Raw genomic sequence first — 14,365 nt, 5'->3', positions numbered from 1 at the left:
CAGCAGGCAGCGCAGGAGTGGTTTAGTAATTGTGCTTGGACTGCGCATAAACCCAACACTGAGAATCACCAAGGTGGTCGTGACCTGCAAGGTGGTGATGCACGACAAGGGGGTGATGCACGATAAGTTCAGCGCACGCCGAGTCGGAAAACCTGGACTCAGCGTCAGCCAACGCAGAGAAACTCAAACCAGCAGGCAGCACCTTGGCAGCACACACCAGGCCCTGCCGTATCAGGCTGGGGCGCAAAAACTGGGCGGTTGTGTTGGCGTCAATTTGCATGGCTGGGCATTTTACCTCGGTCTGGCTAATTTCATTATATTTTTAGCTTTCTGTCACTGATTCATTGCTTTATCGTCTGCAAATGTTCCAGTATCGCGCATTCAGGCTGATTATCTCCATGGCAACTAGTCACCAGTATTTCCAGTGACTGCTGCATGTCCTGTAACTGCTTGATCTTCTGTGCCAAAAGCGCAATCTGCTTTTGGGCAATCGCCTGCACGTCCTGGCTCGCCCTGCCCTGATCCTGCCACAAGGCCATCAAGGCACTGATCTGCTGCAGCGAAAAGCCCAGCTCACGTGCATGCTTCACAAACACCAGCCTTTGTACATCCTGGGCACGATATTGTCTGTACCTGCCGCCGTTCGCGCTGGTGCGGGTATCAAGCCCAGCGTTTCATAATGCCGTATCATCTTGGCTGAGACCTGGCTCGCCAATGCCGCCTTGCCTATATTCATTGCTCTACCCCTGGCGCTAAATCTGCCGACCCATGCTGTACAGCACTGGGCCGCCAGCGCCTCAAGGTCAAAGCATTCAGCACCACGCTGACCGAGCTCAGCGCCATGGCCGCGCCTGCCACCACCGGACTTAACATCCCCAAGGCCGCCAAGGGTATGCCGACCAAATTATAGATAAAAGCCCAGAACAGATTCTGCCTGATCTTGCGATAGGTCAGACGCGAAATAGCAATGCTATCGGCCACCAGTTCCGGGTTGCCCTGCATCAGGGTCACGCCCGAGGTATGCATGGCCACATCGGTACCGCTGGCCATCGCAAACCCTACATCCGCTGCTGCCAGCGCCGGGGCATCATTGATGCCATCCCCCACCATGGCCACCACCGCCCCCTGTTGGCGAAATGTCGTCACAAGTGTTGCCTTATCCTCTGGCAATTGCTCGGCATATACCTGATCCAGAGTGAGTTGCTGGCTTAGCCTATGCGCACTGGCGGCATTGTCTCCGGTTAACAGCAGCACTTTGATGCCCAATTCATGCAATTTCTGTACCGCGGATTTGGCTTCAGGCTTGAGCGCATCACCAAAGGCAAGAAAACCAAGCAGCCGCGCGCCTTGATCATTCTCGGCGACCGCCAGCCAAGACAGTGTGTAGCCTGAGGCCTGCAAGCTTTGCGCCTCTTTTTCAAGCACAGGCTCAGCCGCATGTGCAGCAGACCAGCTCACCCCTGCCTGCTGCATGGCCAGACGGTTGCCCAACCACACTGTGGTGCTGCCTGAGCTTTCACCCTGTGCTGCTGCTCTTTCAATCACATTGGCGCGCAAGCCACGCCCAGGCAAAGCCTGTGCCTCTTGGGCCTGCGGCAGATGCAAGCCTAGACTGCTGGCATGTTGCAGCACGGCGCGCGCCAACGGGTGCTGGCTGCCTTGTTCGAGTGCTGCCGCCAGTTGCAGCAAGCGCTGCTCCTGCGCAGGCTCAAGCGCCATGACTTTCACCAGACTGGGCTTGCCCACGGTCAAGGTGCCAGTTTTATCAAACGCCACGGTGTCTATGCGGTGTGCCAGTTCCAGGGCATCGGCATCCTTGATCAAGATGCCGTGACGCGCCGCCACGCCTGTGCCCGCCATAATGGCGGCAGGTGTGGCCAGCCCCAGGGCACAAGGGCATGCAATCACCAGCACGGAAACAGCATTGAGCAAGGCCTGCGACCAGTTGCCATCATGCCAGGCCCAGCCCAGCAGGGTGATCAGCGCAATGACGAGCACCACAGGTACAAAGATGGCGCTGACTTTGTCTACCAGGCGCTGTATCGCTGGCTTGACCGCCTGCGCATCTTCCACCAGCCGTATGATGCGTGCCAGGGCAGTATCAGCGCCTATCTTGCTAGTCTGCACCAGCAGCACGCCATCCAGATTGACCGCGCCTGCAGTCACCTGCTCACCCGTACTGCGTTTTACAGGCAGGCTTTCACCAGTCAGCAGGGCTTCATCGATATGACTGCTGCCCTCAAGAATCTGCCCATCAACGGCAATATGCTCGCCAGGTCTCACCACCACCAGATCACCTACGCGGACTTGCTCTATCGCCACATCCCATTCCTTGCCGTCTTTACGCAGGCGTGCGGTCTCCGGACGCAGTGCCTGCAAGGCGCGTATCGCCGCCGTGGTCTGCTGCTTGGCGCGAGCTTCCAGCCATTTACCCAGCAGCACCAGGGTAATCACGGCGCTAGAGGCTTCAAAGTACAAATGCGCTGCGCCCTGGCTCAGCTGATATAGCGATAATCCATAAGCAGCAGAGGTGCCTATGGCCACCAGCAAATCCATATTGCCTGCCAGGTTGATAGCGGCTTTCCAGCCTGCGCGGTAGAAGCGTGCCCCCAGCCAGAACTGCACCGGGGTGGCAAGCAATAATTGCCAGCCGCCAGGCAGCATCCAGTGCTGGCCCCATAAAGCCCCCAGCATGGGCAACACCAGTGGCAGGGTCAGCAGCGCGGCCAGTATGACTTTCCAGCCATCATGCGCAGGCGCTGGCAATTGGCTTGGGGCCTCAGGCTGGAGCCAGCTGGCGCCATAGCCTAGCTTGCTCACAGCTAACTCAATTGCTTCGGCCTGCTCTGGCGCTGCAATTGCGGCTTGCGCCGCCGCAGCACTGATCTCTACATGTGCACGCTCGGTGGCCAGATTCACCGTGGCCAGACTGACACCGGGCAGCTTGTTGAGGCCGCGCTCTATACGGCCTGCGCAGGCGGCACAAGTCATGCCGCTAATGGCAAAGTCCAGCTTGAGCGAAGCTTCTGAATCGCGACTTGCAGTACTGTTTGTGGTGCTTGATGGTTGATTCTGCATGAATTCTCCTGTTGCTGGCTGGCCCTTGATGACAAGTCCCAGCCTAAACCTTGACCATAGGGCAAGGTCAAGCTTGACTTTACCATGAGGGCAAGGTTCATACTGCGCACTCAACTTCAAGCAGGGGAGACCTCATGGCAAATTTCAACAGCACTTTCCAAGTAGCCGACATGAGCTGCCAACACTGTGTACAAGCCATCACCCAGGCTGCATTGGCAGTGGATGCACAAGCCCAGGTCAATATAGACCTCGCCGCCAAGACTGTGCAGATCGCCAGCGATGTAGCCCCAGAACAATTCCGCGCAGCGATTACTGAGGCAGGCTATACCCCTGGCTAGACAAGCACAGGCTTAAATCCGCCTTCAATGCCCTTCGTGGCCATTATGTCCTGCTGGCTTGGCATTGCCTGACTTGGCCTTGCCAGGCTTACGCACCTGCAACGCAGAGCCATCAGGCTTTAGCGGCGCAGCACGCGTCACCGGCACTGCTTCAGCATCAAACTCATAAGCCACCGTATTGGGCGGGTGCTGGTAATCACCAGGGTCGCTGTAGTCCCCTGCCTTCAAGCCTGCCCTGACCTTGACGCTGGTAAACATGCCGCCCATATCCATGGGGCCGAACTGACCTTGCCCCGCCATCATGGGCAAGGTATTTTCCGGCAAAGGCATGCTCATCTCGCCCATCTCAGCCATGCCTGTTGTGCCCATGGGCATGTAATCCGGCAATAGATTAGTGATCTTATCCACCAGCCCCTGCTGATTGACGCCTATCATGGTGGGCACCTGATGGCCCATGGCATTCATGGTGTGGTGGCTCTTGTGGCAATGGAAAGCCCAGTCGCCAGGGGCATCGGCAATAAATTCAATCGCGCGCATCTGACCGACTGCGATATCTGTGGTCACCTCGGGCCAGCGTGAGGCTGGAGGTGTCCAACCGCCATCAGTACCCGTGACGACAAACTCATGACCGTGTAAATGGATGGGGTGATTGGTCATGCTCAGATTGCCCACGCGTATGCGCACACGCTCATTCACACCTGCCACCATGGGCGCAATGCCCGGGAATACGCGGCTGTTGAAGGTCCAGATATTCTGATCCAGCATGGTGTTGACCTTGGGTGTGTAGCTGCCGGGGTCTATGTCATAGGCGTTGATGAGGAAGACATAATCTCTATCCACGCGCATAAAGTCTGGGGTTTTGGGATGCGTGACCCAGAAGCCATCATGCCCATGGCCATCTGCACCATTTCATCGGCATGCGGGTGATACATAAAAGTCCCGGCGCGCTTGGCCTCAAACTCATAGACAAAAGTCTTGCCGCTGGCGATGGCAGGTTGGGTGAGGCCGCTGATGCCATCCATGCCATTGGGCAGACGTTGGCCGTGCCAATGCACACTGGTGGCCTCAGGCAGACGATTGGTGACGTAGATGCGCACCTTGTCCCCTTCCACCACCTCTATGGTCGGGCCTGGGCTTTGGCCGTTATAGCCCCAGAGCTTGGCCTGCATGCCGGGCGCAATCTCGCGCAGCACAGGCTCGGCCACCAGGTGAAACTCCTTGACGCCATTGCGCATGCGCCAGGGCAGGCTCCAGCCATTCAGCGTCACCACGGGATGATAAGGCCTGCCAGTGGCAGGTGCTGATGGTGCCTGGGTTTCCGCCCCGCTCACGCTGGCGATTTCCGGTAAGGCCGCCATGGCCACTTTGCTGACGCTGCTGACCGCAACCGCGGCTGCACTCATTTTGAAAAAATCTCTGCGATTAAGCATTACTCTCCCCTCCCACTGCTGGCCTGCGCTGACGGACTCATAGAAGCAGGTCCTTGCATGGACATAGTCAATGCCGCTTCCGCCAACCAGAAGTCGCGTAGCGCATTGATATATTGATTGACGCTGTGGATCTGGCCTCTGGCCTCACTCAGCAACTCGAAAGCACTCAGCAGCATGCCGTTATAGCGCAACTGGCTCTCCTGCAATATGCGCTGGCGCAAGGGCACGATTTCCTGCTGGTAATGCGTTGCCATTTCGTGGCGCAAGCGATATTGCTGATACGCCAGCCTGACCTCAGACTCTGCATCCACCGTGGCTTGAGCTGTAGCTTCCAGCGCCTGGCTATACACGGCTTCGGCGCGTTTGACCCTGGCCGCACCACTATCAAAGATAGGCAACTCAAAGCCCAGCGCCACGCCCTTCTTATAGGCCTCACCTCTGCGCCCTTCCAGCACGCGCGCCGGGCCAATTTCCAGCACATTGATAAAGCGCGTGGCCTTGGTCAGCCCCAGTTGTTTTGCCAAGGCTTGCAGCTCCAGCTTGCGCGCCTGCAAATCCAGGCGCTGGCTAAAGGCTTGCTGTTCAACCTGCAGCAACTCAGTTTCGGCTTGCGGCAAATCCGGCAGGCGTTGTGGCAGGCGGAAATGTGCGCTGTCGCCCAGGCCCAGTAGCCGACTCAAATGCTCACGGCTTTGCATTTGCAGGTCACGGGCATGGGCATAGTCCAGCGCGGCATCGGCGTAAAAGCTTTGTTCGCGCGCCTGCTCCAGCTTGCTCCAGTTACCCTGGGCATGCATGCGCCGCGCCAGCTCGGCCGCGGCCTCGGCAGATTGCATCACCTGCTGCGCATAAATGAGGGATTGCTCGGCAGCCACGGCTTCAACCCAGGCTTGCCTGACGGACTGCGCCAGTTGCAATACTTGCAAACTGAGGCGCTGCTTGGCCGCGTCAAAATGCCGCTGCTCGGCTGCCTTGGCCATGGGCATGGTGGCAAAAGCAAGGATATTGAAACCGAACACCTGCTCTATCTTGTACTCACCATTGTTGCGGGTGTAGAGCATATTAAAGCCTGGGTTGGGCAAACGCCCGGCTTGCACCAGGTCGGCCTCGGCTATGCCTAGTGCTGCAATATCGGCCTGCAAGCCTTTGTGGTTCCACAGCGCATATTGCACTGCTTCATCCACGCCCAAAGGCTGGGCTAACAAGTCCTGAGATTGCTGTTGCAGGCCAGCATCACTGGCACTCTGCGCGCGCACATCCTTGTGCGTCAGGCTACGTACTTCATCCAAGCCACCATCGCGGCTGAAACCAGCACAGGCACTCAGCATTATGGGCAGTGTCAGGCAGACCGTAGCGTTGATAACTGTCTTCATGGCGAGTTTCATGAGCTACTCCTGCTCGTGAGCATGGCTATGATCATGGCTAGGGTCATGGCTGTGATCATGAATATGCTCATGGTTTTTCTCATGCGCACGCATCTCATGCTGTTGATGCTGACCAGGCATGCCTGCATCTTGGGAGCTGACCTCATGCCTTGCATGATCATGAGCCTGGCTAGGTGATTTAGCCTGCTCAAAACGCTGGTAGTTTCTCAGCGCGGGTTGATAAGACAATGCGTTGTCTGCCTGTGCAGTGCTGGCCAACATGGCAATGGCAGTGGCTAGTGATACGGGGAGTACGCGGGTTTTAAAAGCGGGGACCAAACCCCAAGCTTGTGGTGATCTTAAGTATTTCATGAATACTCCATGCGCTAATTGCTTAGCTTGCCCTAAGGCAAGTCCATCAGCTGCGGCAAGCCGCAGCGGTTCAGGCGCGTGAGAGTATGGGCGGACGCTGTAATTGCGCGATGGCAGGTGGGTAGTAAATGCTGTGCACACTGGCGGCCTGATGGCGTTGCGGCAATGCGGCAGCAGCTTGGGAGAGTGCCACGGGCAGGACGCTGAAGCAGGACAAGCAATCATGGCAACTGCCACATTTACCCGCATGTTGCTGCGTGTGGTCTGTAGTATTTTCTGGGCTGGCATCCTGCGCCGCCGCATCATGCTGATGCTGTAGGCCATGATGCATACTTTCATGATCCATACTTTCATGATGCATGCCCTGATGTTGCATTGCCAGCGGCGACCCAGGCTGAGTGGCAGGCAAATGCAGGCTGGCGTTGGCAGAAACGATATCCGCAAGGAATACCGCCAGCAACAGCAGAATATAAATACGCAACTTGTGCAGATGCAATTTGGGCATGCGCGAACCTTAGCATAGGAGCCCAAGCCCGGTAAAGTCGCTATACTGGCCGCATGTTGCCAGCCCTTTCATCGCAGCCTCTGCCCACGTTTCCTTTGCTAGCTTTTGCATCCGGGCATCTTCAACCATGAGTCATCAATATTACCGTTTGCCAGGGGGCTTGGTGCGTGCACTGGATGGCGACACGCCCTTCCCCGCGCCTGAACAGGCATTGAGCACGCCCAATGGCCTGCTGGCCATAGGCGGCGATCTCAGCGCCGAGCGCTTGCTGCAAGCCTATAAGCTAGGCATTTTCCCCTGGTTCAGCCCGGGTGAACCCATACTCTGGTGGAGTCCCAACCCGCGCATGGTGCTGTTTCCGGCAGAGCTCAAGGTTTCACGCTCCCTGGCCAAACGTCTACGGCGTGAGGATTACGAAATCCGCTTTGATAGCGCGTTTGAGCAAGTCATGCTGGCCTGCGCCAGCACCGCGCGTGAAGGCCAGGATGGCACCTGGATCACGCAGGACATCATGCAGGGTTATCTGGCGCTGCACCGTATGGGCTATGCCCACAGTGCCGAAACCTGGATGGACGGCCAGTTGGTGGGTGGTTTGTATGGTGTGAAGCTGGGCAATATGTTTTATGGTGAATCCATGTTTCATCATGTCAGCGATGCTTCCAAACTGGCCCTGGTGCATTGGGTCAGGCACTTAGAGGCTCAGGGCTGCGGCATGATAGATTGCCAGATGAATACCTCGCATCTGGCCTCGCTGGGCGCCAGGGAAATTTCGCGCCTGGAATTCTCCCAACGCTTGCATGAATTGGTACACTACCCCTCATGACATTGCCTGGCGAACAGCACCTGCACAAAATTCAGTTCTACGCGACCACGGCGTATGCCTGTGGTTATTTGGCCAATCAGCCTGCGCAATCACTGATTGCCACACCGCATCATTTGATTGATGCACAAGCCTATAGCGGCTTGATCCAGATGGGCTTCCGCCGTAGCGGCAAGTTTGCCTACAGACCGCATTGCGAAAGCTGCCATGCCTGCATCCCGGTCCGACTGCCAGTCAATGAATTCCAGCCCAAGCGCAGCCAGCGCCGCGCCTGGAAGCAGCATCTAGACCTGGAAGTCAGCCTCATGGAGCTGCGCTTTACTGAAGAGCATTTCGCCTTGTATACGGCTTACCAGGTGGCCAGGCATGATGGCAGTGGCGATCCGGAAACCGCAGAGCAATATCGCAACTTTCTGGTGCAAAGCAATGTGGAAAGCCTGATGGTGGAGTTTCGCAAGCAAGGTCAGTTGAAGATGGTCAGCGTGGTGGATGTAGTCGCTGATGGTATCTCGGCGGTCTATACCTTTTATGATGCCGCAGACACCCAGGCCAGCTACGGCACTTTCAATGTGCTCTGGCTGCTGCAATGGTGCCGCCAGTTGCAACTGCCCTATCTCTACCTGGGCTACTGGATCAAGGAAAGCCGCAAAATGGCTTACAAGAAAAACTTCCTGCCACAGCAGGGGCTAGTCAATGGTGAATGGCAAGCCATACATACTGAGCCTGCTTTGCCTGCTGCTGAAGTTGCAGCCACTGAATCTTGATGCATGCTGATCTCAGCGCTAAAAAAATATCCGCTAATTTTGCGAGTCGCAATGAACTAAATCCCCCAATTCCGGTTCTCAAACACTGCTCCTTGTCATCTCCAGGCAACCGGCGTTTTGTTGCTCAGGCACAAAACGCCGCGCTTGCTTCGCTACAAACTGCTTAACCCTCCCCAGCCTTCGCCCTCCCTGCCAGGGCAGCCCAGCATGCTACAATTGCGGTTTCCCTCTGCTCTCCCTTTTTTGAAATAACAGTGATCGTGAAAAAACTGCTTGTTTTCGGCGTTGGCCTTATAGGTGGCTCCCTGGCCCTGGCATTGAAATCTGCTGGCGCAGGCTGGCATATCACAGGTATAGGTCGCAATGGGGAGAGTTTGCAGGAGGCACTCAGCCTGGGCATCATAGACGCAGCCGCCACGGATATAGCGAGTGCGGTCAAAGGCGTGGATGTTATTCTGATCGCTACCCCTGTGGCGCAGATTCCCGGCATTTTGCGCAACATAGCCCCTCATCTTGAAGCCCAGACTATTGTTACCGACGCAGGCAGCACCAAGCACGATGTTGCACTACAGGCTCGTGCCTTGCTCGGCCCGGCCAGCAGCCGCTTTGTGCCCGGCCACCCCATAGCAGGTGCAGAGAAAAGCGGCCCTGCAGCAGCACTAGCCAGCTTGTACCAGCAAAAAAACGTAGTACTGACACCAGAGCACGATACTGACCCTGCGGCGCTGGAAACCGTGCGCCAACTTTGGTTGAGTACAGGGGCGCGCATCCGCATCATGAGTGCTAGCGAACACGATGCGATTTTTGCTGCGGTGAGTCACTTGCCGCACTTGCTGGCCTTTGCCCTGGTCAACGAACTCGCCAACCGTGACGATGCCAGCCTGTTCTTTGAATTTGCCGCCAGCGGCTTCCGTGATTTCACGCGCATCGCGGGCAGCTCACCAGAAATGTGGCGCGATATCAGCCTGGCCAACCGCACGGCCTTATTAGCCGAGCTGGATCTTTATCAAGCGGCCTTGAGCAGCTTGCGTGCCAGCCTGGAGCAGAGTGATGCTCCCGCGCTGCAAGCCATCTTTGAATGCGCCAGCCAGGCCAGAAATACCTGGGCCAATCAGCAACAAGACGCCAACTGGAAAAATTGATATGGAAACCTTGACCCTAGCCCCAGCGCAACAAGCCAGTGGCACTACCCAGCTGCCAGGCTCCAAGAGTATTTCCAACCGCATTCTGCTGCTGTCTGCCCTGGCGCAAGGCAATACCGAAATTCACGATGTGCTGGCCTCGGACGACACTCAACGCATGCTGGAAGCCCTGACAGCGCTGGGGGTAAAACTTGAACAACGTGGCCCGCACCATTGGCTGGTGCACGGCACGGCAGGTGATTTCCCGGTCAAGCAGGCCAAGCTGTTTCTCGGTAATGCCGGGACGGCGTTTCGCCCATTGACCGCAGCCCTGGCGCTTTCAGGCGGCGATTACGAGCTTTCGGGCGTGGCGCGTATGCATGAGCGGCCTATCGGTGATTTGGTAGATGCGCTCAACGCAGCAGGTGCCGCGATTGATTACCTGGGCAACCCCGGCTTCCCGCCGCTACATATACACCCTGCTGCGCCTGATGCCGACCTGGGTTCTGTCCAAGCCTTGCAAGTCAGAGGCGATGTCTCCAGCCAGTTCCTCACCGCCCTGCTGATGGCGCTGCCTTTGAGCGGCAAACAGGCGCGTATAGAGGTGGTGGGTGAATTAATATCCAAACCCTATATTGAAATCACGCTCAATTTGATGGCGCGCTATGGCGTTGAGGTGCAGCGTGATGAATGGCGCAGCTTTACCATCCCTGCCAACAGTCGCTATACCAGCCCTGGCAGCGTGCATGTAGAAGGTGACGCTTCTTCCGCATCCTACTTCCTGGCGGCAGGCGCGATAGGTAGCGGCCCGGTAAAAGTAGAAGGCGTAGGCAGCAAAAGCATACAAGGCGATGTGCGCTTTATAGAAGCGCTCAGCCTGATGGGCGCGCAGGTCAAGGCAGGCGACAACTGGATAGAGGTCAGCGCAGCAGCAGGCCCGCTGAAGGCGCTGGACCTGGACTGCAACCATATCCCCGATGCCGCCATGACACTGGCGATTCTGGCTTTATTTGCCGATGGCCCTAGCACCCTACGCAATATCGCCAGCTGGCGCGTCAAGGAAACTGACCGTTTAAGCGCGATGGCGACAGAATTACGCAAGGTAGGCGCTATTGTTGAAGAAGGCAGTGACTACCTCAAAGTCACACCTCCTGCGCAACTGACGCCTAACGCCAGCATAGATACCTATGATGATCACCGCATGGCCATGTGCTTCTCACTGGTGGCTTTGGGTGGCGTACCCGTCATCATCAACGACCCTGGCTGTGTTGCCAAGACTTTCCCTGACTACTTCCAGCGCTTTGCCGCGCTGATTCAAGACCAATAAGCATTCATCCGCACTTATGACCTTATCTGCAAACATTCCCGTCATTGCCATCGATGGCCCTTCCGCTTCTGGCAAGGGTACGGTGGCGCAACGCGTGGCCCAGACGCTGGGCTTCCATTATCTCGATTCCGGCGCGATATATCGCATTGCCGCACTGGCGGCGCGCGCGCGTAATATCTCCTGGCAAGACGAGGCAGCGCTGGCCAAAATGGCCGCTGAGCTGGATATCCGTTTTGAAGGCGGCGAGATTGTGCTTAATGGCGAAGTCATCACCGACGCCGTGCGTACCGAGGAGATCAGTCGCGGCGCTTCTGAAGTCGCTGTGCACCCAGCCTTGCGTAGTGCCCTGCTGGCGTTGCAGAAAAGCTTTCGCCAGGCCCCAGGCCTGGTGGCGGATGGCAGGGATATGGCCACCGTGGTATTTCCCGATGCCAGCACCAAGATTTTCCTTACCGCCACTGCTGAGGTCAGGGCTGAGAGGCGCTATAAACAGTTGATGGAAAAAGGAAACCATGCTAATCTGCACGACATCCTGCAGGATTTGCAAACCCGCGACGCGCGAGACAGGGCCAGGCCCGTTGCCCCGTTGCAGCAATGTGATCAGGCAAGATTGCTGGAAACCAGCCAGCTAAGTATAGAGCAGGCGGTCAACACCGTGCTGGATTACCACCACGCTGACACGCAGGCTTTATCAAATCAGTAAGTAGTGTTTGTAGTAAGTGCGCCGTGAATCCCACCGATTCATGGTTTTTTTAATTTGACCCGCTGCTAGGCGGGATTATCTGGATATTTTTTTAATGGCTAACCTTTCAACCACCTCCACAGAAAGCTTTGCAGCCCTGTTTGAGGAAAGCCTGGCTCGCCAGGAAATGCGCTCTGGTGAAGTGATCACCGCTGAAGTTGTCTCTGTAGATGATGACTTCATCATCGTTAACGCCGGCCTCAAGTCCGAAAGCGTTATCCCCGCTTCCGAATTCCGCAATGATCGCGGCGAACTTGAAGTCAGTGCTGGCGACTTCGTTAAGGTATGCATCGAGTCCCTCGAAGACGGCTACGGTTCTACCAAGCTGTCCCGTGAAAAGGCTAAGCGCCTGGCTGCATGGCAAGACCTCGAAGAAGCGATGAACGAATCCCGTATCATCAAGGGCATGGTCAATGGCCGCGTCAAGGGTGGTCTGACTGTTATGGTTAACAGCATCCGCGCATTCCTGCCAGGTTCACTGGTTGATCTGCGTCCAGTTAAAGACACCACTCCATTCGAAAACAAGGAATGGGACTTCAAGGTTATCAAGCTGGATCGCAAGCGTAACAACGTCGTGGTTTCCCGTCGTGCCGTGCTGGAAGAAAGCATGGGCGCAGACCGCGAAGCACTGCTTGAGTCCTTGAAAGAAGGCGCAGTGGTTAAGGGTATCGTCAAGAACATCACCGACTACGGTGCGTTCGTTGATCTGGGTGGCATCGATGGCTTGCTGCACATCACCGACCTGGCATGGCGCCGCGTCAAGCACCCATCCGAAGTGCTGACTGTTGGTGAAGAAGTTGAAGCCAAGATCCTCAAGTTCGATCAAGAGAAGAACCGCGTTTCCCTGGGCATCAAGCAACTGGGCGACGATCCATGGGTTGCTCTGGGCCGTCGTTACCCAGTGGGCACCCGTTTGTTCGGCAAGGTCACCAACCTGACCGACTACGGTGCATTCGTTGAAATCGAGCCAGGCATTGAAGGTCTGGTACACGTTTCCGAAATGGATTGGACCAACAAGAACGTACATCCTGCCAAGATCGCTCAACTGGGCGACGAAGTAGAAGTCATGATCCTGGAAATCGACGAAGACCGTCGTCGTCTGTCCCTGGGCATGAAGCAATGCCAAGCTAATCCTTGGGATGATTTCGCAGCTTCCCACAAGAAGGGCGACAAAGTCAGCGGCCAAATCAAGTCCATCACTGATTTCGGCGTATTCATCGGTTTGCCTGGTGGCATCGATGGCCTGGTTCACTTGTCCGACCTGTCCTGGAACCAATCTGGCGAAGAAGCTATCCGCAACTTCAAGAAGGGTGACGAGCTGGAAGCCGTTGTACTGAGCATTGATGTCGAGAAGGAGCGTATCTCCCTGGGCGTTAAGCAACTGGACAGCGATCCATTCAGCGCTTACACCTCCCTGAATGACAAGGGTGCTATCGTTAAGGGTACTGTGAAGTCCCTGGAAGCCAAGGGTGCCGTTATCACCCTGGACAACGAAGTTGAAGGCTACCTGCGTGTTTCTGAAGTTTCCCGTGACAAGGTTGAAGACATTTCCACCGTGCTCAAGGAAGGCGAAGAAATCGAAGCCCGCATCACCAACATCGACCGCAAGAGCCGTTCTATCGCCCTGTCTATCAAGGCCAAGGATCTTGCAGACGAAGCTGATGCACTGCAAAAGTTCAGCAATGATGCCGGCTCTGCTGGCACCACCAACCTGGGCGCTTTGCTGAAGGCTAAGCTTGACGGCAAAAACAACGAGTAAGGTCATAGCGTCATGACCAAATCGGAGTTGATTGCCAACCTGGCTGCGCGTTTTCCGCAACTGGTGGTCAAGGATGCAGAGTTATCGGTCAAGGCTATCCTTGACTCGATGACGGACAACCTTGCCTCAGGCGAGCGCATCGAGATTCGTGGCTTCGGTAGCTTCAGTCTTAACTACCGTCCTCCACGACTTGGTCGCAACCCCAAGACTGGCGAAAAAGTGCAGGTGCCCAAGAAGTATGTACCTCACTTCAAGGCAGGCAAGGAATTGCGCGAACGCGTAGACCTTAACGAATAAGCACAGTAGTAATAACTACAGTAGTTGTGCTAGAAAAGCGGCAGCTTCCTTAACGGAACTGCCGCTTTTTTTATGTTTTTGCCATGATTTTTTTCACGCTTAAGGCAGGGCTTCGGTAAAATCGGGGTATGCGTACCCTATACACCATACTCAGTATCCTGCTGTTCATCCTGCTGCTGGGCTTCGCCTTCAAGAACTCGGAAACGGTGGAGCTGGCCTATTACCTGGGTTATTCCTGGAAAGCACCACTGTCGCTGATGTTATTGATTACCTTCTTCAGCGGCATCATTGCCGGGATTATCGCTTGCCTGGGTTCATTGATCCGCCAACGCCGCAAGCTGCTGGCGCTGGAACGTGAAATCAAGAACCTCAAGCTCAATAACAAAACCTGAAGCCAGGCATCAGCGCAGCAATGATCAAACAGCCTGGCAATAAACCCAGGCTGTAG

Annotated in this window: 16 protein-coding genes and 1 pseudogene; 9 read left to right on the top strand and 8 right to left on the bottom strand. The window is 56.1% G+C overall.

Features of this window, described 5'->3' with window-relative positions:
* Window positions 1-22: 22 nt before the first annotated feature.
* The 4 genes from JCM2850_RS21525 to JCM2850_RS01130 form a co-directional block, all read right to left on the bottom strand.
* The gene (locus JCM2850_RS21525) at window positions 23-280 is read right to left on the bottom strand and encodes a hypothetical protein (protein ID WP_159105105.1); all 258 of its coding nucleotides are present in this window, start codon (window positions 278-280) and stop codon (window positions 23-25) included.
* Between the two features lie 61 nt (window positions 281-341).
* Complete coding sequence (locus JCM2850_RS23690; RefSeq protein WP_369384793.1) at window positions 342-596, bottom strand: MerR family DNA-binding protein; 255 nt, start codon at window positions 594-596, stop codon at window positions 342-344.
* Complete coding sequence (locus tag JCM2850_RS23685; protein ID WP_369384792.1) at window positions 587-736, bottom strand: MerR family DNA-binding transcriptional regulator; 150 nt, start codon at window positions 734-736, stop codon at window positions 587-589. Before JCM2850_RS23685 ends, JCM2850_RS23690 begins: the two co-directional genes overlap by 10 nt.
* Window positions 733-3,078, bottom strand: a complete 2,346-nt coding sequence (locus tag JCM2850_RS01130; RefSeq protein WP_025869457.1) for a heavy metal translocating P-type ATPase — start codon at window positions 3,076-3,078, stop codon at window positions 733-735. Before JCM2850_RS01130 ends, JCM2850_RS23685 begins: the two co-directional genes overlap by 4 nt.
* 134 nt (window positions 3,079-3,212) lie before the next feature.
* Here JCM2850_RS01130 and JCM2850_RS01125 point away from each other — a divergent pair, with 134 nt between their 5' ends.
* Entirely contained in the window at window positions 3,213-3,416 is a 204-nt protein-coding gene (locus JCM2850_RS01125; protein ID WP_025869456.1) for a heavy-metal-associated domain-containing protein, read from the top strand.
* 24 nt (window positions 3,417-3,440) lie between these two features.
* Here JCM2850_RS01125 and JCM2850_RS16235 read toward each other — a convergent pair.
* The 4 genes and pseudogenes from JCM2850_RS16235 to JCM2850_RS01105 all read right to left on the bottom strand — a co-directional run bounded on the left by JCM2850_RS16235 (window position 3,441) and on the right by JCM2850_RS01105 (window position 7,087).
* A pseudogene (locus tag JCM2850_RS16235) lies at window positions 3,441-4,846 on the bottom strand (multicopper oxidase family protein).
* Complete coding sequence (locus tag JCM2850_RS01115) at window positions 4,846-6,231, bottom strand: TolC family protein (protein ID WP_088177724.1); 1,386 nt, start codon at window positions 6,229-6,231, stop codon at window positions 4,846-4,848. Before JCM2850_RS01115 ends, JCM2850_RS16235 begins: the two are co-directional and overlap by 1 nt.
* A gap of 3 nt (window positions 6,232-6,234) precedes the next feature.
* Window positions 6,235-6,582 carry a hypothetical protein gene (locus JCM2850_RS01110; protein WP_148301157.1) on the bottom strand — a complete coding sequence of 116 codons (348 nt, stop codon included), beginning with the start codon at window positions 6,580-6,582 and terminating at the stop codon, window positions 6,235-6,237.
* 70 nt (window positions 6,583-6,652) lie between these two features.
* Window positions 6,653-7,087, bottom strand: coding sequence for a hypothetical protein (locus JCM2850_RS01105; protein WP_025869453.1), 435 nt, complete (start codon window positions 7,085-7,087; stop codon window positions 6,653-6,655).
* A gap of 127 nt (window positions 7,088-7,214) precedes the next feature.
* Between JCM2850_RS01105 and aat the strand changes: the two genes are divergently transcribed.
* From aat to JCM2850_RS01060, 8 genes are all read left to right on the top strand, one after another.
* Window positions 7,215-7,910, top strand: coding sequence for a leucyl/phenylalanyl-tRNA--protein transferase (aat, locus tag JCM2850_RS01095; protein WP_036265334.1), 696 nt, complete (start codon window positions 7,215-7,217; stop codon window positions 7,908-7,910).
* Window positions 7,907-8,671, top strand: coding sequence for an arginyltransferase (locus JCM2850_RS01090; RefSeq protein ID WP_025869451.1), 765 nt, complete (start codon window positions 7,907-7,909; stop codon window positions 8,669-8,671). Before aat ends, JCM2850_RS01090 begins: the two co-directional genes overlap by 4 nt.
* 260 nt (window positions 8,672-8,931) lie before the next feature.
* Entirely contained in the window at window positions 8,932-9,813 is an 882-nt protein-coding gene (locus JCM2850_RS01085; protein ID WP_025869450.1) for a prephenate dehydrogenase, read from the top strand.
* Between the two features lies 1 nt (window position 9,814).
* The gene (gene aroA, locus JCM2850_RS01080) at window positions 9,815-11,119 is read left to right on the top strand and encodes a 3-phosphoshikimate 1-carboxyvinyltransferase (RefSeq protein ID WP_025869449.1); all 1,305 of its coding nucleotides are present in this window, start codon (window positions 9,815-9,817) and stop codon (window positions 11,117-11,119) included.
* 16 nt (window positions 11,120-11,135) lie between these two features.
* Window positions 11,136-11,822, top strand: a complete 687-nt coding sequence (cmk, locus tag JCM2850_RS01075) for a (d)CMP kinase (protein WP_025869448.1) — start codon at window positions 11,136-11,138, stop codon at window positions 11,820-11,822.
* Window positions 11,823-11,916: 94 nt separating this feature from the next.
* On the top strand, window positions 11,917-13,620 hold the full coding sequence (rpsA, locus tag JCM2850_RS01070) for a 30S ribosomal protein S1 (RefSeq protein WP_025869447.1): 1,704 nt from the start codon (window positions 11,917-11,919) through the stop codon (window positions 13,618-13,620).
* A 12-nt stretch (window positions 13,621-13,632) separates the two neighbouring features.
* Window positions 13,633-13,917, top strand: a complete 285-nt coding sequence (locus JCM2850_RS01065) for an integration host factor subunit beta (protein WP_025869446.1) — start codon at window positions 13,633-13,635, stop codon at window positions 13,915-13,917.
* A gap of 128 nt (window positions 13,918-14,045) precedes the next feature.
* Window positions 14,046-14,309, top strand: coding sequence for a LapA family protein (locus tag JCM2850_RS01060; RefSeq protein WP_025869445.1), 264 nt, complete (start codon window positions 14,046-14,048; stop codon window positions 14,307-14,309).
* Window positions 14,310-14,365: the final 56 nt, after the last annotated feature.

It is taken from the genome of Methylobacillus glycogenes JCM 2850 (genome assembly GCF_000617925.1).
GTDB lineage: Bacteria > Pseudomonadota > Gammaproteobacteria > Burkholderiales > Methylophilaceae > Methylobacillus > Methylobacillus glycogenes.
The sequence above is the reverse complement of the archived record's forward strand: the minus strand, read 5'-3'. Positions and strand labels throughout refer to the sequence as shown.